The sequence below is a fragment of the Enterobacter sp. 2VL genome (assembly GCF_005503595.1).
GTDB classification, from domain to species: Bacteria; Pseudomonadota; Gammaproteobacteria; order Enterobacterales; family Enterobacteriaceae; genus Enterobacter; species Enterobacter cancerogenus.
On sequence record NZ_SCNE01000003.1, the window covers coordinates 376,838 to 398,565 of the forward strand.

General features: G+C 53.4%; 18 protein-coding genes and 1 tRNA gene. 11 read left to right on the forward strand and 8 right to left on the reverse strand.

What is annotated here, in order from left to right; translation table 11 throughout:
- Positions 1 to 119 precede the first annotated feature (119 nt).
- Positions 120 to 404 carry a YfcZ/YiiS family protein gene (locus FFS28_RS09955; RefSeq protein ID WP_137849451.1) on the reverse strand — a complete coding sequence of 95 codons (285 nt, stop codon included), beginning with the start codon at positions 402 to 404 and terminating at the stop codon, positions 120 to 122.
- A gap of 366 nt (positions 405 to 770) precedes the next feature.
- On the opposite strand from FFS28_RS09955, the gene fadL reads away from it, so the two are divergent.
- A complete protein-coding gene (gene fadL / locus FFS28_RS09960) occupies positions 771 to 2,105 on the forward strand; it encodes a long-chain fatty acid transporter FadL (RefSeq protein WP_006176572.1) in 1,335 nt (444 codons plus the stop codon).
- A gap of 45 nt (positions 2,106 to 2,150) precedes the next feature.
- Here fadL and mlaA read toward each other — a convergent pair whose 3' ends face one another.
- Complete coding sequence (mlaA, locus tag FFS28_RS09965) at positions 2,151 to 2,903, reverse strand: phospholipid-binding lipoprotein MlaA (protein ID WP_137849452.1); 753 nt, start codon at positions 2,901 to 2,903, stop codon at positions 2,151 to 2,153.
- Between the two features lie 316 nt (positions 2,904 to 3,219).
- Here mlaA and FFS28_RS09970 point away from each other — a divergent pair, with 316 nt between their 5' ends.
- The gene (locus tag FFS28_RS09970; RefSeq protein ID WP_137849453.1) at positions 3,220 to 4,149 is read left to right on the forward strand and encodes a formate/nitrite transporter family protein; all 930 of its coding nucleotides are present in this window, start codon (positions 3,220 to 3,222) and stop codon (positions 4,147 to 4,149) included.
- 75 nt (positions 4,150 to 4,224) lie between these two features.
- Positions 4,225 to 4,296, forward strand: a tRNA-Arg gene (locus tag FFS28_RS09975).
- Here the strand turns inward: FFS28_RS09975 and FFS28_RS09980 are convergent.
- Positions 4,259 to 4,942: an ECs1377 family protein gene (locus FFS28_RS09980; RefSeq protein WP_137849534.1), complete on the reverse strand. Its 684-nt coding sequence runs from the start codon at positions 4,940 to 4,942 to the stop codon at positions 4,259 to 4,261. The two genes, FFS28_RS09975 and FFS28_RS09980, sit on opposite strands and share 38 nt — an antisense overlap.
- A 375-nt stretch (positions 4,943 to 5,317) precedes the next feature.
- Between FFS28_RS09980 and lpxP the strand changes: the two genes are divergently transcribed.
- Positions 5,318 to 6,235: a kdo(2)-lipid IV(A) palmitoleoyltransferase gene (lpxP, locus tag FFS28_RS09985; RefSeq protein WP_042320354.1), complete on the forward strand. Its 918-nt coding sequence runs from the start codon at positions 5,318 to 5,320 to the stop codon at positions 6,233 to 6,235.
- A 357-nt stretch (positions 6,236 to 6,592) separates the two neighbouring features.
- Positions 6,593 to 6,664, forward strand: a complete 72-nt coding sequence (gene ypdK, locus FFS28_RS09990; protein ID WP_099458937.1) for a membrane protein YpdK — start codon at positions 6,593 to 6,595, stop codon at positions 6,662 to 6,664.
- 56 nt (positions 6,665 to 6,720) lie between these two features.
- On the opposite strand, the gene alaC is transcribed toward ypdK, so the two are convergent.
- Positions 6,721 to 7,944: an alanine transaminase gene (alaC, locus tag FFS28_RS09995; protein WP_006176577.1), complete on the reverse strand. Its 1,224-nt coding sequence runs from the start codon at positions 7,942 to 7,944 to the stop codon at positions 6,721 to 6,723.
- A 384-nt stretch (positions 7,945 to 8,328) separates the two neighbouring features.
- Here alaC and FFS28_RS10000 point away from each other — a divergent pair, with 384 nt between their 5' ends.
- Positions 8,329 to 10,026 carry a sensor histidine kinase gene (locus FFS28_RS10000; protein ID WP_137849454.1) on the forward strand — a complete coding sequence of 566 codons (1,698 nt, stop codon included), beginning with the start codon at positions 8,329 to 8,331 and terminating at the stop codon, positions 10,024 to 10,026.
- A 13-nt stretch (positions 10,027 to 10,039) separates the two neighbouring features.
- Positions 10,040 to 10,774: a LytR/AlgR family response regulator transcription factor gene (locus FFS28_RS10005; protein WP_058610263.1), complete on the forward strand. Its 735-nt coding sequence runs from the start codon at positions 10,040 to 10,042 to the stop codon at positions 10,772 to 10,774.
- A gap of 37 nt (positions 10,775 to 10,811) precedes the next feature.
- Here the strand turns inward: FFS28_RS10005 and glk are convergent, their stop codons facing one another.
- Positions 10,812 to 11,777, reverse strand: a complete 966-nt coding sequence (gene glk / locus FFS28_RS10010) for a glucokinase (RefSeq protein WP_137849455.1) — start codon at positions 11,775 to 11,777, stop codon at positions 10,812 to 10,814.
- A 205-nt stretch (positions 11,778 to 11,982) separates the two neighbouring features.
- On the opposite strand from glk, the gene FFS28_RS10015 reads away from it, so the two are divergent.
- Positions 11,983 to 13,218: an ion channel protein gene (locus FFS28_RS10015; RefSeq protein ID WP_042320362.1), complete on the forward strand. Its 1,236-nt coding sequence runs from the start codon at positions 11,983 to 11,985 to the stop codon at positions 13,216 to 13,218.
- On the opposite strand, the gene ipdC is transcribed toward FFS28_RS10015, so the two are convergent.
- The gene (ipdC, locus tag FFS28_RS10020) at positions 13,219 to 14,877 is read right to left on the reverse strand and encodes an indolepyruvate decarboxylase (RefSeq protein ID WP_137849456.1); all 1,659 of its coding nucleotides are present in this window, start codon (positions 14,875 to 14,877) and stop codon (positions 13,219 to 13,221) included.
- 183 nt (positions 14,878 to 15,060) lie between these two features.
- On the opposite strand from ipdC, the gene mgrA reads away from it, so the two are divergent.
- Together mgrA and ypeC are read left to right on the forward strand one after the other, a co-directional pair.
- Entirely contained in the window at positions 15,061 to 16,059 is a 999-nt protein-coding gene (mgrA, locus tag FFS28_RS10025) for an L-glyceraldehyde 3-phosphate reductase (protein ID WP_137849457.1), read from the forward strand.
- A 125-nt stretch (positions 16,060 to 16,184) separates the two neighbouring features.
- On the forward strand, positions 16,185 to 16,526 hold the full coding sequence (ypeC, locus tag FFS28_RS10035; RefSeq protein ID WP_006176586.1) for a DUF2502 domain-containing protein YpeC: 342 nt from the start codon (positions 16,185 to 16,187) through the stop codon (positions 16,524 to 16,526).
- A gap of 47 nt (positions 16,527 to 16,573) precedes the next feature.
- Here ypeC and FFS28_RS10040 read toward each other — a convergent pair whose 3' ends face one another.
- A complete protein-coding gene (locus tag FFS28_RS10040) occupies positions 16,574 to 17,812 on the reverse strand; it encodes an Nramp family divalent metal transporter (RefSeq protein WP_006176587.1) in 1,239 nt (412 codons plus the stop codon).
- A gap of 345 nt (positions 17,813 to 18,157) precedes the next feature.
- On the opposite strand from FFS28_RS10040, the gene FFS28_RS10045 reads away from it, so the two are divergent.
- Positions 18,158 to 19,345, forward strand: a complete 1,188-nt coding sequence (locus FFS28_RS10045; RefSeq protein ID WP_137849458.1) for a NupC/NupG family nucleoside CNT transporter — start codon at positions 18,158 to 18,160, stop codon at positions 19,343 to 19,345.
- A 47-nt stretch (positions 19,346 to 19,392) separates the two neighbouring features.
- On the opposite strand, the gene FFS28_RS10050 is transcribed toward FFS28_RS10045, so the two are convergent.
- The gene (locus tag FFS28_RS10050) at positions 19,393 to 21,582 is read right to left on the reverse strand and encodes a sensor domain-containing phosphodiesterase (RefSeq protein ID WP_137849459.1); all 2,190 of its coding nucleotides are present in this window, start codon (positions 21,580 to 21,582) and stop codon (positions 19,393 to 19,395) included.
- Positions 21,583 to 21,728 lie beyond the last annotated feature (146 nt).

Sequence of the window (21,728 nt, forward strand, 5' to 3'; positions counted from 1 at the left end):
GGGGAAACGAAAAAGTGCGAGCTAATACACAGAGAAGAAAAAGAAAATGCCCCTGTTGAGCAGAGGCATTGTTGCGGTTTTTGCCCTCTCAGGTAAAAGAAGGCCGCAGACTGGTGGAATTAACGCAGACCCAGCTGGAAAATCAGGGTTTCGGCTTCGCAGGCGAAAACAAAATCGATGTCCAGCTGCACGCCGCCATCCACTTCAGTAAAGGTGGACTTAATTTCGCACGGATCGGATTCCACCTCGCGCGCACGCTGGCTCAGCGCGGCCAGGGTTTCTTCCGCTTCGGCACGGTTGCTGAACACACGACTGTAAGACGCGGTGCAATCGGTGTTGTCCATGATGGTTCCAACATCCATACAGCAGCAAACCGGGGTTTCATCAGCACTGCATTTACTCATAGCTCAATTTCCTCTGTATTCGCGTAAGACGCGAGATAAACACGTTGAGGATATTTTACGCCCCGGCGCAGCCTCTCTCCAGCCGTTAATGAGGCAAAATGAGATAAGTGACCGATATCACACTAAAAAATGATCTAAAACAAAAATCACCTTTTCGGACGACGCCCTATGGTCACATTTTTGCCAACCAGATCTCGTTTCTAGAAACATGTTTGAAAATATTAATAAACATACTTGCAACACTCTAGCTGGTCAGACCTATACTCTCGCCACTGGTCTGATTTGTCTGCGGTACCTCAGACCCTACACTTCGCGCTCCTGTTACGGTATGTAACAAATATTGAATAAAAATAACTCAATGAGGTTATGGTCATGAGCCAGAAAACCCTGTTTAAAAAGACTGCGTTAGCAGTTGCAGTGGCAATCGTCTCAACGTCCGCCTGGTCAGCGGGCTTCCAGTTAAACGAATTTTCTTCCTCTGGCCTTGGCCGTGCGTATTCCGGGGAAGGTGCAATTGCCGATGACGCAGGCAATGCCAGCCGCAACCCGGCGCTGATCATGATGTTTGATCGCCCAATGTTCTCCGCAGGCGCTATTTTTGTCGATCCGGGTGTGGATATCACCGGGACCTCGCCTACGGGTGCCAGCCTGAACTCTGATAACATCGCGCCTACCGCATGGGTACCTAACCTGCACTTCGTCGCGCCTATCAACGATCAATTCGGCTGGGGTGCATCCGTTACCTCAAACTACGGTTTAGCGACCGAGTTTAATAACAACTACGCGGCCGGTGCTTACGGTGGTAAAACCGACCTCGAAACGCTCAACCTGAACCTGAGCGGTGCATACCGTCTGAACAACCACTGGAGCTTCGGCGTTGGCTTTGATGCGGTATACGCCAGAGCGAAAATCGAACGTTACGCGGGTGACCTCGGTCAGATCGTGGCAGGCTCAGGCGTTCTGCCGCCCATCCCTGGCCTTGCACAGCAGGTTGCGGGACTGCCTGCAGATACCCAGATTGCGCACCTGAAGGGTGATGAGTGGGGCTTTGGCTGGAACGCCGGTATCCTGTACGAAATCGACAAGGATAACCGTTACGGCTTTACCTACCGCTCTGAAGTGAAAATTGACTTTGATGGCGACTACAAGAGCAGCCTGCCTTCCGCTTATAACCAGATCCTCGGCAGCTTCGGTCTGCCAATGGGCACCGATGGCCGCACCACGGGCGGTTCTCTGAGCCTGCATTTACCTGAAATGTGGGAACTGTCGGGTTATAACAAAGTGGCACCGCAGTGGGCCGTTCACTATAGCCTGACCTACACCAGCTGGAGCCAGTTCCAGGAACTTAAGGCCACCAACAGCAACGGCGATACCCTCTTCTATAAAGATGAAAGCTTCCGTGACGCGTACCGTATCGCGCTGGGGACCACCTACTATATGGATGACAACTGGACATTCCGTACCGGTATTGCCTTCGATGACAGCCCGGTACCAGCGGATAAGCGCTCTATCTCCATCCCGGACCAGGACCGCTTCTGGCTGAGCGCCGGTGCGACCTATGCCTTTAACAAAGATGCCTCTATCGATGCGGGCGTCTCTTATATGCACGGTCAGAAAGTGTCGTTCCAGGAAGGCCCGTATGAGTTCTCTTCTGAAGGTAAAGCCTGGCTGTACGGCATGAACTTCAACTACGCGTTCTAATCGCGCGCAGATCAAAAAAAGGTGAGCATTGCTCACCTTTTTTATTTATTCCGAGTCGATATCTTTTAGCTCGTTCTCGATGGCTTTCGCGTTTGGATTGTCTTCCGGCTTCAGCTTGCCGCCATTGGCAATAAAGTCGTGATTCTGGAAGTAGGCCTCACGCACCATGATGTACGGGTCAGAGGACTGACGGAGCAATCCGTCTGAATCCAGCAGCTGCGCACGCGTTTCGACGCCTTCAACCGTCCATTTACCAATCGACAGCGGCCAGGTCAGCCATGACAGCACCGGATAGAGCGTATCCACCATATCGCCGCCATCATCACGCACGGTGAAACTGCCATAGAACGGCAGATGGACATACGGGCCGTACCCTACGCCATAGTGCCCCAGCGTGCTACCGAAGCGGTGCGGCTGTTCACGCTGCAGCTTCTGGTTAGCCATGCCTGCCACATCAATGAAGCCGCCCATCCCCAGCAGGGTGTTCAGGAAGAAACGGGTGAAATGCACCATCCCCTGATACGGATCCCCTTGCAGGAAGTAGTTCGCCATCACCGCGGGTTCTTCCAGGTTGCTGGTGAAGTTACTGAGCCCGTTACGCGCAGGTTGGGGAACATAATCGCGCCATGCTACCGCTACAGGGCGAACCACGTACGGGTCCAGCACGTTGTAGTTGAAGTTATACATTGAGCGGTTAAATCCTTCGAAAGGATCGGAGCGTCCCGTTTGCTCGCCAGAGCTGGCGCAGCCCACAAGCATCGTTGCGCCCAGCGCAAGCGCCGACAGCCGAAGTTTCATAAATATCTCCCTGTTCAATATGGCTATCGTTGATTGCCATCCGTAACGGAGCAGGTGGCGCTCCGCATGAAAACGTGCAAATGATTGTAACAGCACGTTTCCCGATGTCTACGAGCACACGTACGGGCAGGCGTTAGCGTGACTCTGATCTCAGCATAGCCTGTCTTTCACAATTCGTTTCGCTGGCAATTTTATCCTGTCTTTACAGGAGGAGTATCACCTTTGTTGTCATTTCCGGCAATTTAAGAGCATCCCCACGGGGTTTTTGTTAAATGCCGCTACGCTTAAAAGAAAAGGTTTTCCTCAAGGAGCGGTTATGAAAGACATTGGTGAAGAAAAAATAGGCGAAAGTCATGAGGAGCATGAGATTGAAAGTGAGGAAAAAGATCGCGGTGAGGAGATAGAGATTGACGAGGATCGCCTTCCCTCGCGCGCGATGGCGATCCACGAGCATATTCGTCAGGACGGCGAAAAAGAGATGGAGCGCGACGCCATGGCGCTGCTCTGGTCAGCCATCGCCGCCGGTCTGTCGATGGGGGCTTCTCTGCTGGCTAAAGGGATTTTCCACGTTCAGCTCGAGGGCGTGCCCGGCGGATTTTTAGTCGAAAACCTCGGTTATACCTTCGGTTTTGTCATCGTGATTATGGCGCGTCAGCAGCTGTTTACCGAGAACACCGTCACCGCCGTTTTACCGGTGATGCAAAACCCTACCCTGAGTAATTTCGGCTTACTGATGCGCCTGTGGAGCGTGGTGTTGCTGGGTAATATCATCGGCACCGGCATCGCCGCCTGGGCATTCGAATATATGCCTATTTTCGATGAACCCACGCGCGACGCCTTCGTCAAAATCGGCATGGACGTCATGAAAAACACGCCGTTAGAGATGTTCTCGAATGCCATCATTTCCGGGTGGATCGTGGCGACCATGGTCTGGATGTTCCCGTCGGCAGGCAGCGCTAAAATTGTGGTAATCATTCTGATGACATGGCTTATCGCGCTGGCGGACACCACGCATATCGTGGTCGGTACTGTGGAAATCCTTTATCTGGTGTTCAATGGCACCCTGCACTGGACCGATTTCTTCTGGCCGTTTGCGCTCCCTACCCTTGCCGGAAACATCTGTGGCGGCACCTTTATCTTTGCCCTGCTGAGCCATGCGCAGATCCGTAACGACATGTCCAACAAACGCAAGGCTGAGCGCAAGGCGAAGGAAAATAAGGACAAATCGGCAAAAAAACCGGCCTGAGTGGCGACTCTTTAAGCAGTCAGGCGGCAATGCGCTTAACGCAAAGTGTAAATAACGTTATACTCGTGCCGCCTCGTCCCCTTAGTTAAATGGATATAACGAGCCCCTCCTAAGGGCTAGTTGCAGGTTCGATTCCTGCAGGGGACACTTCAGATTCGCCTCCGCTCATCACCGCCTGGTACACAGGAATGCGTCGCGTTGTGTCGGTGAGCGTATCGAAAACGTCCCTTTCTGATGTGACTATCCTCATCCCTGCTTTCCTTAGTCTCTGAATGTCAGCGGCAATCCGCTGAATGCCGAACCAGAAAAGTCCGTCCAGAGCGGTGACTTCAAGCCCGCTCTCCAGCGCCAGCTTAAGCCGTTCACGCGGCAGTTTGACCTGCTGAGCAATATGCCGGTAGGCCGCCTCCGTGCTGCCCGTTGCGTCGATTCGTCGGATGCGGGTGGTCAGGTGATACTGAAATTCATCGGGTAGGGTGGCGATATCGCTTTTGATGCTCCAGACGCAGCCGAATCGTTTGCCGTTGAAGGTGACGTTCTTCTGATTGACCTGCAGTTCATTTCGCACGGCGGCTATTAGTTGCGGCGTGCGGATCAGCAGCAGGCGAAAAGGAAGCTCAAAGCTGGTGACATAATCGACATTCAGGAGCGCAAAACGTAAGCGTTCTTCTGCGCCCAGCCTGTTCGCCTGACACTCGTTAAGGACATCTGACCATTGCTGTTTCAGGCGAGGCGGTTCATTCGCTTCTGAAAAACGGTATTTTTCGATTTGATAGTCGATGCGCGCGCTCACCTTTCGCCTCTGCTGGTAAAATATGTTGCGGATAATTCTGACTTTATCAGCAGTGGTTAACGATCGGAAGATGCTGGCGAAAGTTAAAAATGAGATGCAGCATTCTGAAATAACGCGGTAAAATGGTTTCCGTTTGTGATTAAAAGCCAGCGAAATCAATCGGCTCACGAAGCGCCGCTTTTTTAATCAAAAACGTTTCATAGCACATAGCGTATAACGGTGCTACATTATGCCGCCCACCCAACGTCAGCACTGGCCAGGCAACGCCGTAAAGTTCGGTAAAGCCTGCAACCCTGCCCAAGTTCTACGGTCTAATTGGCACGTGGTATCGCGAATTGGCGCTACTTTCACAGGCTTTACATAGGTTCCACTATTTTGTCTCAATCCAATTTCAAACGCGCGTTTTTGCACCCGCGTTACTGGTTTACATGGTTTGGCCTTGGCGTTCTTTGGCTGCTGGTTCAGCTCCCTTATCCCGTCATTCGTTTCCTGGGCTCAAAGCTCGGAAGCGCATCGCGCCATTTCCTTAAACGCCGTGAATCCATTGCTCGTAAAAACCTCGAGCTTTGCTTTCCGCAATACAATGCACAAGAGCATGAAAAGCTGATTGCTGAAAACTTCAAATCCATCGGCATGGCATTGCTTGAAACCGGCATGGCCTGGTTCTGGCCTGATGAACGCGTCCGTAAATGGTTTGACGTTGAGGGTCTTGAAAACCTGAAACGCGCGCAGTTGCAAAACCGTGGCGTTATGGTCGTTGGCGTTCATTTTATGTCGCTTGAGCTGGGTGGCCGCGTCATGGGTCTTTGTCAGCCGATGATGGCAACCTATCGTCCGCACAACAGCGCCCTGATGGAATGGGTGCAGACGCGGGGGCGTATGCGTTCCAATAAGGCGATGATCAGCCGCAACAACCTGCGTGGCATGGTCAGCGCGCTGAAAAAAGGGGAAGCCGTCTGGTTCGCGCCCGATCAGGATTACGGGCGTAAAGGCAGTAGCTTTGCACCTTTCTTCGCGGTTAAAGACGTCGCGACGACCAACGGCACCTTTGTGATTTCACGCCTCTCCAGCGCCGCCATGTTGACGGTAACGATGGTGAGAAAAGCGGATAAGTCAGGCTATCGCCTGCATATCTCTCCGGAAATGGCGAACTACCCTGAAAACGAGTGCGAAGCCGCTGCGTTCATCAACAAAATCATCGAGACAGAGATCATGCGTGCGCCTGAGCAATACCTGTGGATGCACCGTCGTTTCAAAACGCGCCCGCTCGGTGAAAGCTCACTCTATATCTGAGTCCGGTTAACAGGTTAGTTTTGTAGAGAAATTAACCTGTTAATTCCCTGTAATGACGATGCGTTATCGGTTTAGTGTGCGTCGCTCAATACGAATTTATTTCTCACCGAAATCATACTGTCGCCGTTCCACGACACTTGTAAGTCACGGAAAGTATTTAAAAAAATCTCACTTGTCACCCCCCATATTTAGGCGTACATTAGCGCCGTCTGTTGATGGGAATGTACAGAATTCTGAGCGGAAGTCGGCGGCGTAACGGGATAATTCTTATTTCCGTTTAAGTGCGATTTCCACTCTCTATACTCAAGTGGACTCTGTTTGTTAATGCGTACCAAAAGATACGCGGAGCGATGAAACGTGAAATATTTCTTTATGGGCATTTCGGTGATTGTATTGGTTTGGGCCGGAACCTTTGCCCTGATGATCTAGTCGAGCACATGCATAAAAAAAGGCGCCCAGGGCGCCTTTTTTACTTTTCAGCCTGGTTACTCGGCTGTGTTTCTCGACACGAGTAGCCCGTCCGCCCGGAACATACTCTTGATGCCCCTCACCGCCTGGCGAATACGGTCGCTGTTTTCAATCAGGGCAAAGCGCACATGGGTATCGCCATAATCACCGAAGCCAATCCCCGGTGAGACGCAGACCTTCGCATCCTGCAGAAGCTTCTTAGCAAACTCCAGCGAGCCCATCGCCGCGTAAGGTTCAGGGATTTTAGCCCAGACGTACATTGAGGCTTTAGGCATCTCGACCATCCAGCCCGCCTCGTGCAACCCTTTGACCAGCACGTCGCGACGGCGCTTATACTGCGCAGCAATATCCTGGACACACTGCTGGTCGCCTTCCAGCGCCGCAATCGCGGCTACCTGCAACGGTGTGAACGTGCCGTAGTCGTGATAGCTCTTAATCCGCGCCAGCGCACTCACCAGCGTTTTATTGCCCACCATAAAGCCAATGCGCCAGCCGGCCATGTTGTAGCTTTTCGACAGCGTAAAGAACTCCACCGCGACATCACGCGCGCCTGGCACCTGCATAATGGAAGGCGCTTTCCAGCCGTCATAGACGATATCGGCATAGGCTAAGTCGTGAACCACCAGCACATCGTAACGTTTTGCCAGGGCGACCACTTTCTCGAAGAACTCCAGCTCAACGCACTGCGCCGTCGGGTTAGACGGGAAGCCCAGAATCATCATCTTCGGTTTCGGGTAGCTTTCCCGAATGGCGCGTTCCAGCTCGTTAAAGAAATCCACCCCTTCCACCAGCGGCACAGAGCGCACCTGCGCGCCAGCAATAACGGCACCATAGATATGAATGGGGTAGCTGGGATTCGGCACCAGGACGGTGTCGCCGTGATCCAGCGTGGCCAGCATCAAATGCGCCAGCCCCTCTTTTGAACCAATGGTGACAATCGCTTCGCTCTCAGGGTCGATCTCGACGCTGTAGCGTTCCTGATACCAGCGCGAGATCGCGCGGCGCAGTCGGGGAATACCACGCGAAGTCGAGTAGCCATGCGTGTCGGGACGCTGGGCGACCGTACAGAGTTTCTCGACGATGTGCGCAGGCGTTGGGCCATCAGGGTTACCCATGCTGAAATCGATAATGTCTTCGCCGCGCCGACGCGCAGCCATTTTCAGTTCAGCAGTGATATTAAAGACATAAGGGGGAAGACGATCGATACGCGTGAAACGGCGTTCAGGACTGGAGTCAGCCATATATTCCTCAGATTAACGTGAGCGCCCAGACCGTCCGAGCGACGCTGCCACCGATGTGGCGAGCTTAGAAAATAACCTGAATAAAAAGCGGCTGTCGAGAGGGAAAATAAAAAATACGTTCTGATTTAAAACCGGAAGTAGGGATTTGCGAAAAGCGGAAGCCAGACTGCGGAAAACATTGCGTGATATCTTTCGTTTAACATCATGATATCAATAAATTTACGTTATACCTGTCGCCACCTGAGAGCGCAGGATTTTTCAGGCACCTGACAACAATCCCCTTTGTAAATTATGGTTTTTCCTCATTTGATAAACCGGACGGATAGCTGGTCATTGAGTCGCAGGTTTTTTATCATAGCGCTTTCCCCTTTCCGTGGTTAACCCGTGCACGAAATATTCAACATGCTCCTGGCGGTTTTTGACCGCGCGGCATTAATGCTGATCTGCCTGTTCTTTCTCATTCGCATTCGCCTTTTTCGCGAGCTTTTGCACAAGTCTGCACACTCGCCTAAGGAGCTGCTGGGCGTTACGGCTATTTTCTCGATGTTCGCCCTGTTCAGCACCTGGTCCGGCGTCCCGGTAGAGGGATCATTGGTCAACGTGCGAATCATCGCCGTGATGTCGGGCGGGATCCTGTTCGGCCCATGGGTAGGCGTGATTACCGGCATCATTGCAGGCACGCACCGCTACCTGATTGATATCGGTGGCGTGACGGCCGTTCCCTGCTTTATTACCAGCATTATTGCCGGGATACTGTCAGGCCTGATTAACCGACGCGTGCCGAAAAAACAGCACTGGCGCGTTGGGATCATCGCGGGCATGGTGTGCGAAACCCTGACGATGATCCTGGTTGTCGCCTGGGCACCGACCGTGGCGCTGGGTCTTGATATTGTGTCAAAAATCGGTATTCCGATGATCCTCGGTAGCGTCTGCATCGGCTTTATCGTGCTGCTGGTACAAAGTGTCGAAGGGGAAAAAGAGGCGCTCGCGGCCCGTCAGGCCAAGCTTGCGCTGGATATTGCCAACAAAACGCTGCCGCTGTTCCGCCATGTAAACGCCGAATCGTTACGCCAGGTATGCGATATCATTCGGCGTGATATACACGCCGATGCCGTCGCCATCACCAACATCGACCGCGTGTTGGCCTACGTTGGCGTGGGTGAAGATAACTATCATGACAATGACGACACCATTAGCCCGACCACGAGAAAAGCGATCAACTACGGGAAAATCATCATTAAAAACAATGATGAGGCTCACAGAACGCCCGAAATTCACTCCATGCTTGTGATCCCGCTTTGGGAAAAAGGGGTGGTCACCGGTACGCTGAAAATTTATTACTGCCACGCCCACCAGATAACCTCCTACCTCCAGGAGATGGCTATCGGGCTGTCGCAGATTATCTCCACGCAGCTCGAAGTTTCCCGCGCGGAGCAGCTTCGTGAGATGGCAAATAAGGCAGAGCTTCGCGCGCTGCAAAGTAAAATAAATCCCCATTTCCTGTTTAACGCCCTGAATGCCATCTCCTCTTCCATTCGGCTTAATCCGGACACCGCGCGTCAGTTGATCTTCAATCTGTCGCGCTATCTTCGCTACAACATTGAGCTGAAAGACGACGAGCAGATCGACATCAAAAAAGAGCTGTATCAGATTAAAGACTATATCACGATCGAGCAGGCGCGCTTTGGTGACAAACTCACGGTCATTTACGATATTGATGAAGAGGTGAACTGCGTGATCCCGAGCCTGCTGATCCAGCCGCTGGTCGAAAACGCGATCGTTCACGGTATTCAGCCCTGTAAAGGCAAAGGGGTAGTGACCATCAGCGTGACGGAAAGCGGCAATCGGGTACGCATTGCGGTGCGTGATACCGGCCACGGCATTGATGCGCAGGTGATTGAGCGCGTGGAGTCCAATGAAATGCCGGGGAACAAAATCGGGTTACTGAACGTGCATCACCGCGTCAAGCTGCTGTATGGCGATGGCTTGCATATCCGCCGCCTGGAGCCAGGCACTGAAATCGCCTTTTACGTCCCGAATGAACGCTCGGCCGTTCATGCGCCCTCTTCACTGCTGCCATAGGCCGGAGTAATACATGAAAGTCATCATCGTGGAAGATGAAATTCTGGCTCAGCAGGAGCTGAGCTGGCTGATTAAAACCCACAGCCAGATGGAGATCGTGGGAACGTTTGACGATGGCCTGGACGTGCTGAAATTCCTGCAGCACAACCGCGTCGACGCCCTGTTTCTTGATATCAACATTCCCTCCCTGGACGGCGTACTGCTGGCGCAAAATATCAATCAGTTCGCCCATAAGCCGTTTATCGTGTTTGTCACCGCGTGGAAAGAGCATGCGGTTGAAGCCTTTGAACTTGAGGCTTTTGATTACATCCTTAAGCCGTATCAGGAATCACGGATTGTGAGCATGCTGCAAAAGCTGGAATCGGCCTGGCAACAGCAGCAGGCCGCGCCGGTCAGCGCCAGCCCTGCCGCGCGCGAAAATGACACCATTAACCTGGTCAAGGATGAGCGGATCATCGTAACCCCCATCAATGATATTTATTACGCCGAAGCGCATGAGAAAATGACGTTTGTTTATACGCGGCGCGAATCGTACGTGATGGCGATGAATATCACCGAGTTTTGCAGCAAACTGCCTGCGTCGCACTTCTTCCGCTGCCACCGGTCGTTTTGCGTGAATTTAAGTAAGATCCGCGAGATCGAACCTTGGTTCAACAACACCTATATTTTGCGCCTGAAGGATCTGGATTTTCAGGTGCCGGTAAGCCGCAGCAGGGTAAAAGAGTTTCGCCAGTTAATGCATCTGTAACGAAAAAGCCCTCTTCGGGTGAAGAGGGCTTAACATGTCAGAGGATCTGACCGAGTACCTGACGCAAATGCGCGCCAGAGCCGAGCAGACCCGGGTTATCGTGCACAATCAGGTAAACCGGAATGTCCTGAATGTAGCTTCTGAAACGTCCTTTATCTTCAAACCCGCCACGGAAACCGGACGCTTTAAAGAAGTCGAGGAAGCGCGGGACGATCCCGCCCGCGATATAAACGCCGCCGAAGGTGTTGAGATTCAGCGCCAGGTTTCCGCCGAACCGTCCCATGATCACGCAGAACAGCGACAGCGCGCGACGACAGTCGGTGCAGCTGTCTGCTAACGCGCGTTCAGTGACATCTTTCGGTTTAAGGTTTTCCGGCAGCCGACCGTCGGATTTCACAATCGCACGGTACAAATTCACGAGGCCTGGCCCGGAGAGCACGCGCTCTGCTGAGACGTGCCCAATTTCCGCCCGCAGCTCTTCAAGGATAATTCCCTCTTCTTCACTGTTAGGCGCGAAATCCACGTGACCGCCTTCGCCCGGCAGGCTGACCCAACGTTTATCCACATGCACCAGGTGAGCCACCCCCAGCCCGGTGCCCGCCCCGTAAACGGCGATTGGTTTGCCTTCAACGGGCGCGGTGCCGCCAAACTGTATCAGGTGGTCTGGCTTCAGCATCGGGATCGCCATGGACACGGCGGTGAAGTCATTGATGATTTCCAGATGTGCAAAACCGAGGTTTTTTTGCATTTCGGCAATAGAGAATGCCCACGTGTGGTTGGTCATCGCCACCCAGTCACCGGTAATCGGGCAGGCAATGGCAATGCAGCCATCTTTAACCTGAACGTTATGCTCGTCCAGGTAGACGCGCACAACGGCTTCCAGGCTTGGATAATCCAGCCCTGAATAGGTTTTCGCTTGCGTTATTTCACCGGTATTGATATCGCACAATGCCAGCCGTGCGTTGGTGCCGCCCACATCACCCACTAAAGCATACTTTGTCATTCTTCTACTGCTCCGCTAAAGTCAGAATAAATCTTTGGGACACTGTAAATTCAAGGCGTCATAACAACAACGACCAGAAGATGAATGCCCCAGGATAATCGATCTTCGTCACAGAATAACTTTACCGTTTCAGCACCTTTTACACTATTGCCACAATGCTGAATACGCAAAGTCACGTTAGGCCGTTTTGTACAAGGAAATTATCATGCTCCACCCGCGAGCCAGAACCATGCTGTTATTGGCCATCCCGGCGCTGATTATTGGCATAGCGTCAAGCCTGGTGCTTATCGTCGTCATGAAAGTCGCCGCGGTACTGCAGACGATGCTGTGGACAGCGTTGCCGACCAGCCTGGGGATGAACATTGATTCCCCTGCGTGGATTATCGCCATGCTGACGCTTACCGGTATTGCCGTGGGGCTGGTGATCCGCTTTAGCCCAGGCCACGCCGGGCCGGATCCGGCGCTGGAACCGCTGATCGGGGCACCGGTTAACCCGTCGGCCCTGCCGGGGCTCATCATCGCGCTGATCCTGGGCCTGGCGGGAGGCGTGAGCCTCGGCCCGGAACACCCGATCATGGCGGTGAATATCGCTCTGGCGGTGTTTCTCGGGTCGCGTATTTTTCCGCGCGTTGATGCCCTGGACTGGACGATCCTGGCCTCCGCAGGCACCATTGGCGCGCTGTTTGGCACCCCCGTTGCCGCCGCGCTGATCTTCTCTCAGACGCTCAGCAGCAATAACGATGTTCCGCTGTGGGATAAGCTGTTTGCACCGCTGATGGCCGCCGCAGCGGGCGCTCTCACCACCAGCCTGTTTTTCCATCCCCATTTTTCCCTTTCGCTGCCTCACTATGGCCAAATGCAGCTTGCCGATATCTTCAGCGGCGCAATCGTGGTTGCTATCGCCATTGCGCTGGGCATGGTCGCGGTGTGGTGTCTGCCGCGCCTGCATCGTCTGATGCACAAACTTAAGCATCCGGTTTTGATTCTGGGCGTCGGCGGTCTCATTCTGGGGGTTTTAGGGGCGATAGGCGGGCCGGTAACCCTGTTTAAAGGGCTGGACGAGATGCAGCAACTGGCGTTTAGTCAGGTGTTTAGCGTCTCGGATTATCTGCTTTTCGCGCTGATTAAGCTGGCAGCGCTGGTGGTGGCGGCAGCATGCGGTTTTCGCGGAGGCCGTATTTTCCCGGCGGTGTTTGTCGGGGTGGCGCTGGGGCTGATGTTGCATGAGCACGTGGATGCCGTACCGGCAGCCATTACCGTCTCCTGCTCTATTCTGGGGCTGGTGCTGGTGGTCACACGTGATGCCTGGCTAAGCCTGTTTATGGCCGCCGTGGTCGTGCCGGACACCACCTTACTCCCGCTGCTCTGCATCGTGATGTTGCCCGCCTGGCTCCTGCTGGCGGGCAAACCGATGTTAATGGCCTGGCGTAACGATAAGTGATCAGGCGCTGTTTCGCGCCTCCAGCGCTTTGGTAAGAGCGGCCAGCAGCGGCGGGATATCGGCTTTGGGGAGCATCACCTCAATCAGGGCCAGGCGCTCGTGGTGCGCCACTTTGTCCAGCACCTCCGCCAGCTGTTCCGCCTCACTGACGCGCCAGCACTCCGCCTGGGGATCCAGGCTGAGCGCCTGCGGGATCTGCGTCCAGTTCCATAGCGCGATATCGTTATAGCGTTGCTCTGGCCCGTGGATCGCCCTCTCCACTGTGTATCCTTCGTTATTGAGCACCAGCACGATGGGATGCTGTTTATCACGCAGCATTGACCCCAGCTCCTGAATAGTCAGCTGCGCTGCGCCGTCCCCGGTCAGCACGATCACCCGGCGGTTCGGGCACGCCGTTTGCGCCCCGAAGGCCGCCGCCAGCGTATAACCAATAGACCCCCACAGCGGCTGGACGATAAAGTTCACGTCCGCCGGCAGCCGGAGATCGATGGCACCGAAGGCCGACGTACCCTGGTCGGCAAGTATAATATCGCCAGGGCGGATAAAGGTTTGCAGCGTGCTCCAGAAGTTCTCCTGGGTGAGCGAGCCTGTCTGCACGGAATGGGCATCACGGTGCGCGTCAACGGAGATCCGGGCGTGATGCACATGCTGTTTGCACAGTTGCGTCAGGGTTTCAATCGCCTGCTGCATGGTAATGCCGGTATACCAGACGTCGCCCACCCGTGAAGCATGTGGCTGCACTTCTATCGTCTGCGCCGGCGTGAGCTGATGGGTAAACCCGGCGGTCAGGGTGTCGGTAAACCGGGTCCCGATGCACAACACCGTATCCGCCCCCTCAATCGCCTCTTTCACCGCTGCAGCACTCGCCGAACCGCTGTAAGTACCGTAAAAACCGGCCTGGCGCTCATCGAAAATGCCTTTGCCCATCAGCATGGTGGCGTGCGCCATCGGCACCTCGTTTACCCATTTTTGCAGCGCCTGTTTTAGCCCGTGGCGAAGCACTAAAAAATCGGCCAGCAGCGCGGTGCGCCTGGTGGCGGCCAGGCGCTGTTGCGCGGCGTCGCGAAACGCCTGCAGGCACGCATCATCTCCCTCGGTAGCGCGCAGCGTGAGAGCGTTTACAGGTGGCGTCGCGGCTTTTTTGGCCACATCGGCGGGCAACATCAGATAGCCCGGACGGCGCTCGCGAAGCATCGTCGTGAGGACGCGGTCAATTTCATAGCAGGCATTTTGTTCGGTCAGGATCGCCTGCGCCACAGTGATCGGTTCGCTCATGTGATAGAAATGGCGAAACTCCCCGTCGCCCAGCGTGTGGTGCAATAACTCACCGCGCTGCTGTGACGCCATGCCCGGCGCCCCTACGATATGCAATACCGGCACATGTTCGGCAAAGCTGCCCGCGATGCCGTTCATGGCGCTTAATTCCCCCACGCCAAATGTCGTCAGCAGTGCGGCAAAGCCTTTGCAGCGGGCATAGCCGTCGGCGGCGTAAGAGGCATTCAGTTCATTGGCACAGCCCACCCAGCAGATGTCCGGGCTGTCTATTACGTGATCGAGAAACTGCAGGTTGTAGTCGCCCGGCACGCCAAACAGATGATCGGCACCGCAATCTGTAAGACGGTCCAGCAGGTAATCAGCGACGCAGTATGGGGTTGTCATAACAGGTGTCCTTCTGACGTTGACCTCCCTCTGAGTATTAGAGAAGCGCGATGACTGTCCAGAAACGCCAATAAGTAGGCCATGGAAAGATTGCTTTACAAAAAATACGGCGTTCTTTCCCTTTCCGTTGAGTTAGTGTAAACGTATACACACATTTTTCTTTTCAACGCCTGAGGTGATGAAATGGGTTATCAGCCGGACAAAAATCGTTATCAGTCAATGCAGTATCGCCGTTGTGGACGCAGTGGTCTCAAGCTGCCCGCTATCTCCCTGGGCCTCTGGCATAACTTCGGTGACGCCACGCTACTCGAAACCAGCCGTCAACTTTTACAGCGCGCCTTCGATCTGGGCATTACGCATTTTGACCTTGCCAATAACTACGGCCCACCACCAGGCTCTGCAGAACGCAACTTCGGGCGCATTTTGCAGGAGGATTTCCTGCCGTGGCGCGATGAACTGATCATCTCTACAAAAGCGGGCTACACCATGTGGGACGGCCCTTACGGCGACTGGGGTTCACGCAAATACCTGATTTCGAGCCTGGACCAAAGCCTGAAGCGTATGGGGCTGGAGTATGTCGACATCTTTTATCACCACCGTCCGGATCCTGAAACGCCGTTAACAGAGACGATGAAAGCGCTCTACCATCTCGTGCGTCAGGGCAAAGCGCTGTACGTCGGATTATCCAACTACCCTGCCGAACTGGCGCGTCAGGCGATAACGATCCTGGAGGATCTCGGCACACCCTGTCTCATCCACCAGCCGAAATACTCCATGTTCGAGCGCGCGCCTGAGGCGGGTTTGCTGGACGTACTGAACGAGAAAGGCGTGGGATGTATTCCTTTCTCCCCGCTGGCGGGCGGCCAACTGACCAATCGCTATTTGAACGGCATTCCTGAAGACTCGCGAGCCGCCAGCGGCAGCAAGTTCCTCAACCCCGATCAGTTGACCGAGGAAAAGCTGGTTAAAGTCCGCAAGCTGAATGCATTGGCCGAAAGCCGGAACCAGAAGCTGTCGCAGATGGCACTGGCCTGGATCCTGCGCCACGATGCCGTGACGTCTGTGCTGATTGGTGCCAGTAAAACGGCGCAAATTGATGACGCAGCAAGCATGCTCGAGAATCGGCATTTCTCGACAGAGGAACTGGCGAAAATTGACGCGATCCTTAGCGGGTCAGAATAAACCCGTTTTTAGCATTTCGTGCTCTCGTTGACGAATTCGGAGTTGAGGCGATGATACGAGTCTTTACCAACTCGTAATATTGCGTTAACAGGCCACACAAGGCCCCGATCGTGAAGGAGAAAAGTATGTTCAGGTCACTGATTCTGGCTGCCGTTTTACTGGCTGCTGCACCGCTGGTTGCTAACGCGGGCGAAATCACCCTGTTGCCATCCGTAAAATTACAAATTGGCGATCGTGATAATTACGGTAACTACTGGGACGGCGGTGGCTGGCGCGACCGCGATTACTGGCACCACCATTATGAATGGCGTAAAAACCGCTGGTGGAGACACGACAATGGCTATCACCGCGGCTGGGACAAGCGCAAAGCCTATGAACGCGGCTACCGTGAAGGCTGGCGCGATCGCGACGACCATCGCGGTGGCAGAGGTCACGGCAGAGGCCATGGTCACGGCCATCATCATTAATGAACAAAGGAGCCTCGCGGCTCCTTTTTCTTTTTGCTTTTTTTTATTTATAACCCTAATGCCGTTCCTGCCAGCAGCCACAGGTTGAGCGCCACCACCACCACGACGATGGCCCACCCCGCTCTTTTCACCAGCGTGGTGTTCACTAACTCCCCCATCAGCGATTTGTCACTGGTAAATATCAGCAGCGGCACCAGCGCCAGCGCGATACCAAAGCTCAGTAAGACCTGACTCATCACCAGAATACGGGTGGGATCCAGCCCCATCAGAATGACGATGAAGGATGGCAGCATTGTGACCGCGCGACGTACCCAGAGCGGAATATGAAAGCGCACAAAGCCCTGCATTACCACCTGCCCGGCCAGCGTACCCACCACGGTTGAGGAGAGGCCGGCAGCCACCAGGCTAAGCCCGAAGATGGTCGCCGCGGCGTGGCTAAGTAAGGGTTCGAGGGTCAGATAGGCCTGATCAAGATCGGCGACGCCCGTATGCCCATTAAAATGGAAAGCGGCAGCTGCGGTTGCCATCATCGCCAGGTTCACAAATCCGGCAATGGTCATGGCGATCGCCACGTCCCATTTAGTGGCGGAGTAGCGGTCTTTACGCGTTCCGCCGTGCAAATCCTGGGTTAATGAAGAGTGGAGATAGATAACGTGCGGCATGATGGTTGCGCCCAGCACCCCTGCCGCCAGGAATACGGCTTCGGTATTAGGCAGGCTCGGGATCGCCATCCCTTTACCGAGCTGCACCAGATTCGGCTGAGAAAATACCAGCTCAACAATATAGGCTGCAGCCACAAACAGCAGCAGACCACCAATCACCTTTTCGAGCGGTTTTTGCCCGCGACGCTGCAGCATCAAAATCAGGAACGTCGCAATCCCGGTCAGCACGGCACCCTGCAGCAGCGACACGCCTAAAATCAGCTTGAAGCCGATAGCCGCCCCGATAAATTCGGCGAGATCGGTCGCCATGGCGATAATTTCCGCCTGGATCCAGTACAGCCACACCGCCGGACGCGGATAGTGGTCGCGGATCTGCTCCGCCAGGTTTTTACCTGTGGCAATACCCAGCTTTGCCGAAAGCATCTGGATCAGCATCGCCATGAAGTTGGCCCAGACTACCACCCACAGCAGTTTATAGCCGAAGCTGGCCCCGGCCTGAATGTTGGTCGCAAAATTACCCGGATCGATATAGCCAATAGCAGCAATGAACGCAGGTCCCATTAACGCGAACCGCAACTTGCGTGCTGCTCTGCCACTGCTACCCTCTACGCGACTGTTTGTCATGTCTGCCTCTGGAAATATAGCCTTTGCTATGTTTTATGCTATCAAAATGAGAATGATTATCAAGACCATTTAGGTGGTTAAAAATGATTTCATTGATAGCTAAGAACAATAGGTGGGCAGGTGGTGCGACATCACAGATTGTGAAAATGCGCAGTCATTTGTGAAGCGTAGCACACAAACTTAACTTTTCACTCATTTACCTAACATAACAAAAATGTATTGTTGATCACTATTTTTGAGACTCGTCACAGGATGTAACTATAGTGTGGCCTTGATCTCGTTTTCTTTGCGCTTGTTACATAGAATGTGCACGGAAATTAAACCTGCCTCATATTTGGAGCAAATATGGACCGCGTCCTTCATTTTGTCCTGGCACTCGTTGTCGTTACTGCGCTTGCGTTGCTGGTCAGCCATGACCGCAAAGAAATCCGCATCCGCTTTGTTGTTCAGCTTCTGGTTATTGAAGTTTTACTCGCGTGGTTCTTCCTGAACTCCAACGTGGGACTCGGCTTCGTCAAAGGCTTTTCCGAAATGTTTGAAAAACTGCTCGGGTTTGCCAACGAAGGGACCAATTTCGTCTTCGGTAATATGAACGATCAAGGCCTGGCGTTCTTCTTCCTGAAAGTGCTGTGCCCTATCGTCTTTATCTCTGCGCTGATTGGTATTTTGCAGCACATCCGCGTGTTGCCTGTTGTTATCCGCGCTATCGGTACCGTGCTGTCAAAAGTGAACGGTATGGGCAAACTGGAATCTTTCAACGCCGTAAGCTCCCTGATCCTCGGTCAGTCTGAGAACTTTATCGCGTATAAAGACATCCTCGGCAAAATGTCCCGCAATCGTATGTACACCATGGCTGCAACGGCGATGTCTACCGTTTCCATGTCGATTGTTGGCGCATACATGACCATGCTGGAGCCAAAATACGTTGTTGCGGCACTGGTTCTGAACATGTTCAGCACCTTTATCGTTCTGTCTCTGATCAACCCATACCGTGTTGAAGAGGGCGAAGAGAACCTGCAGATGGCAAATCTGCATGAAGGTCAGAGCTTCTTCGAAATGCTGGGTGAATACATTCTGGCGGGCTTTAAGGTTGCGATTATCGTTGCGGCAATGCTGATCGGCTTTATCGCCTTGATTTCTGCCCTGAACGCCCTGTTCGCGGCGGTGCTCGGTATCTCCTTCCAGGGCATTCTGGGCTATATCTTCTACCCTGTTGCCTGGGTAATGGGTGTTCCGGCTCACGAAGCGCTGCAGGTCGGCAGTATCATGGCCACCAAGCTGGTGTCTAACGAATTTGTTGCAATGATGGATCTGCAGAAAATTGCCAGCACGCTCTCGCCGCGCGCAGAAGGCATCCTCTCTGTGTTCCTGGTTTCTTTCGCCAACTTCTCATCCATCGGTATTATCGCCGGTGCGATTAAAGGTCTGAACGAAGAACAGGGCAACGTGGTTTCTCGCTTTGGTCTGAAGCTGGTGTACGGTTCGACGCTGGTCAGCGTGCTCTCCGCCTCTATCGCGGCGCTGGTCCTGTAACCCATACCGTGAAATAAAAACCGGGAGCCTTGTGGCTCCCGGTTTTTTTATGCCTGCAGTTCGCTTAGCGGCGCGGGTTTGCCGATAAGATACCCCTGCAGATAATCCACCCCGAAGCGCAGCAGCATCTCTCGCTGCTCCGGTGTCTCTACATATTCAGCCACCACGCAGAGCGATTTCGTCTTCGCCAGATTGCATATTGACTGGACGATCATCGCGTCCATGCTGTCACTACAGATATCTTTGACGAAGCAGCCATCAATCTTAATGATGTCAGCCTGCAGGCGTTTGAGGCGCTCGTAGTTGGCGTATCCCGTGCCAAAATCATCGATTGCTATGCGGAAGCCATACTCCCGAAGCGTCTGGATATTTTTAATGCTCGCGCCGGAATTAGAGAAGGCCTGCTCTTCGGTTATTTCGATGACCACTGCATTTGGGCTGACAAAATAGCGCTCAAAGAGCTGAATAATCTCGCTCGCCGCCTCTTTTTGCATCAGCGTCAGCGGCATCAGGTTGACGGAGAAACGCGTTTCGGCGTGTGGTTCCGGGTGGTTCTTAAGCCATTCCAGAAGGCTTTCAACCACGCTCATATCAAACCGATGGCTCAGGTTAAACTGGGCAACAAGCGGGATAAAGCGGTCAGGTGTGATGATTTCGCCCTCGCTCTCTATACGGGTCAAAATCTCGTAATACCCCTTCCCCTGCGCGTTCTGGATGGGCTGCGCGTACAGACGAAGGCCACCCTCTTCGAGCGCCCGCTTAATACGGCCCAGCATCAACACCCGATCCGTTGTCTGGCCCGAGACGGTCTCCAGGCTGTTGGTCAGCCCCAGAACGCGGTGGGTTGCGCAGGATTGTTCTGCAAGCCAGCTCAGCTGGCCCAGCATAGGGTGCAAATGCTCACCGCCTTCCACTTCGCCCCACGCTGCACCGAACTCGATTTCCAGCGCCGTTTTGTTCCAGATAATCTTCCGGCTGTTCAGGTGATCCACCATGTACTGGAGCCGCTCGGACGGTTCCGGCCCAAGCAACACTACAACCAGCTCGCTACCGGGTAGCTGAAAGAGCTTTTCCTCATGTTGCAAATAAGGCTGAAGGGTGGCGGTGACCGATCGTTTGCAATGTACCCGCATCAGTATGCCGTAATGGCGGCTGAGGAACTCCAGGTTGTCCATCCGCAGACAACAGACTTTGGCGTCGGGGTGGTCCTGCAGGTAGTCTTCCAGCGCGCGGATGTTTGGTAACCCGGTCAACGGATCGGTGAGCGCCCTTTCCTGCCAGCCCTGCTTCATCCACTCACTGCGACGGTAGATCTTCGACATATAGAGCAGGCAGATAGCAAATGAGATCAGCACCGACAAGATAAAGGAGAGCGAGTAGCCCGTTTCTACGCCATTCAAAAAGTTGTAATTGTAGGTCAGCAGCATCAGGGCTGATACAGCCCATAGCAAGGAGATCAGCGCATAGCTCAGACGGCGTATCCCCAGCGTGAAGAGGATAAAGACGATCGGCATCAGGTAGCCAGCAATAATCGGCGACTCAAAGGGCGCACATAAAATTGCGATAAAGAGAACTAACAGCGTTAACCAGACGATGATAAATAACGGCTTTTTACTGAAAAGAAACGGCTTTACGCTTCGACGCCAGAACACCCTGGCGTAGCCGGGATTCATTATCATTCTTAATGGGTAATAGAACATCATGGTAAATATCAGCGCTGCACAAATCAGGCTTTGAATATCAATGATGTTATAAATAGCGGAGCCTTCTCCGAAGAAAGTGGAGACCGCTACAGGGAAATCAAATAAATAGCCTGCAAGATACATCAGGAGTTTAATCCCGACTGGTACCATAAAGCCGAGCCAAAAAATACGCATGCCAATATATTTATTTGGCACGCTGTGCCGCCAGCGGCGCCCGATCGCCAGACGTAGCAGACCGCACGCCGCAAACACGGGAAAAGTCTGACAAAATAATAAGATAACGTGCTGAAGCGCGTTTAAGTGAAGATTATAAATATTTGTTACAATAATGCTTATCAGAACCGGAATAACCGCCCGTCGGCCAAATAATAAAACGGCGGCCAGCATTACGCTCAACGGCAACCAGGCCAAATAAACCTCGTAGCCGTTAACAACCGCCCGAGGAGAAATATAGCGGGAAAAAGGGACGGTAATCAGACACAATGCCAGGGCAAGCATTGCTATCTTTACATTATTGTCAGTTTTTCTTTTCATTAATTTTGGCTATCTATTTACATTTCTTCGTATTGACCATTCGGATAATAGGTTTATTAATTGTACGAATCAAGTTGAACGCTATAAACCGTTAACTTTATTGATTTAGATTTAGCTGGTGTATAGAAAGCCGCGTGGATGGCAAC